This is a genomic window from Bradyrhizobium sp. (assembly GCF_049581145.1).
Classification (GTDB): domain Bacteria; phylum Pseudomonadota; class Alphaproteobacteria; order Rhizobiales; family Xanthobacteraceae; genus Bradyrhizobium.
Genome location: NZ_JBAURI010000367.1, coordinates 1 through 1797, shown reverse-complemented (window position 1 = coordinate 1797; position 1797 = coordinate 1). Strand labels below are relative to the sequence as shown.

General features: G+C 55.7%; 1 protein-coding gene. It reads right to left on the bottom strand.

Annotated features, from left to right (window positions below; all coding sequences use genetic code 11):
- The coding region (locus WCB02_RS11965; protein WP_423958402.1) for a hypothetical protein at window positions 1–1590 on the bottom strand (1590 nt) is incomplete at its 3' end.
- Window positions 1591–1797 lie beyond the last annotated feature (207 nt).

Below are 1797 nucleotides of genomic sequence, written 5' to 3'. Positions count from 1 at the left end.
CTTTAGTTGATCATCCCGAACAGCATTAATGCGCTCACGAATGCCTTGAGAGAACTCGCCGGCGTTGCGCAAGCCGACCTGGCGTATGAATTCCTCCAACAACGTGTCGGGTACGCGATCAAGATGTTGGGCGAAGAAGGCGCGTTCCTCGTCGTTCGGAGGAAAATACACGCGTTTGAATGCGATCGCGCGTCGGGCAAAGGCCTCGCTCGTGTCGTCCCGAAGGGACTCGAAGTGGCGCCGTTGCTCGTCGCGATATCCGTCATTACGAAATCCGAACGGGTCATTCATTGCGAGCCGTAAGGCCATTTCATATTGCCAGGGTCTCAGATCACGCCTGTTGGCAAAAATTGCCTCGGCTTGCGGCATGTAAGCCGTCAGCTGTTCGCGGCGCATTTGAATCTGCACTCTGGCCTGACTGTAGTCACCGCCGCCGGCGGCTGAGTCGCTGATCAGCACGATGACATCGTCGATGAATTTGTGCTTGTTGTTGCTGTCGAGACGTGACCAGAATCGATAAAGTTGCTGCTCGTATGGTGAATCGATGAACTGGGAAGCCACCCCAATCAGGACGTCATCCACGTATCCGTTGTTTTGAGCCTGAAGCGCGATATCGAGCGCAGCAAGGCTATTGTTCGTTTGTGCCAGCTGCTTCGCGCGTTGGGAGAGCTCGGCATTACTAACCTGGGCGAGTTTGGGCGGTGCCGCCCAGTCAATTCCATAGATCGCGGCGGCTAAATCCTGAGGTGAAAATGAGGGGCCGCCGATTTCCACCAATTGATGTGGCCCGACACCGGCATATCGCCACAAAGGCGTTGCTGGAAAGTTGATGTTGAACAGCGGCAAATAACTCAGGACGGTTTGTTGCCCGTAACGCCATGTCGCCGCGAGGCGCTCTTTGCCATCCTGCCGGACGTTGATGGTTCCAACATTGCAGCAGCCGTGGCTGGCGTATGTCGGCTTCATCAACTGCATACGGACGACAACGCCGTCGGGAATTGATTCAAGCGTCGCCTTTTTCAGGCACTGATCGGTGCGTCCGGAATGTTGCAACGGGACAGATTGCAATAATTCGTTAGCGTCGCAATCTTTAGCCTCTGCAAGTTGTGTCGATCGAATCGCTACCACGTTGCCCTGTTGATCGGTCTGGGCATGGACATATCGGTCGATGATCCGCTCGGCGAGCAGCGCGGTGCTTCCGCAGCACGGCTCGCCTGCCTCTGGGTAATCCAAAACCAGGGTAAGGGTTCGAAGGATGCGCAACTCTGCCGGGACTGGGCGGCCAGAAAGCGACGGATCAATATCCCTGCCAAGCTCATAGCGATTCCACACAGACACACAGCACCACGCCGCAAAGAACACGAATGGTGCGGCGGTCAGGCCCGGAAGTCTCCGATATCGGCCAATGACCACTATTCCGACGACGGCCGAGAACCAAATGAAAGGCAGCAATCCCGGGTAGAGAGCCTGAACCCAGATGACAACCAAACCGGTTCGCTCGCCTAACGCAGAGGTTAAGTTCGCCAGAAACGCATAGATGCCCGCAAGCGTGGCGAGACCGAGAACAAAAGCTGAGACGTGACGGATCATGCTGGTTCTTGCTGGTGGACCGGCCGCAAACTGCGCACAGGTTAGGAGGAAAACCTTTGTTGATGGTAATCTGTGGTTGTCAGATTTTTACGGATTGTTCTCCCGGACGAGAGCTTTCCAGGAAAATTCACCGCCGGACCCTTAACGCACCATTAACGCACCGATCGCCCCGGCGAAGGCGGTTCGGTGGGAGTTAAAGGTCTGTTT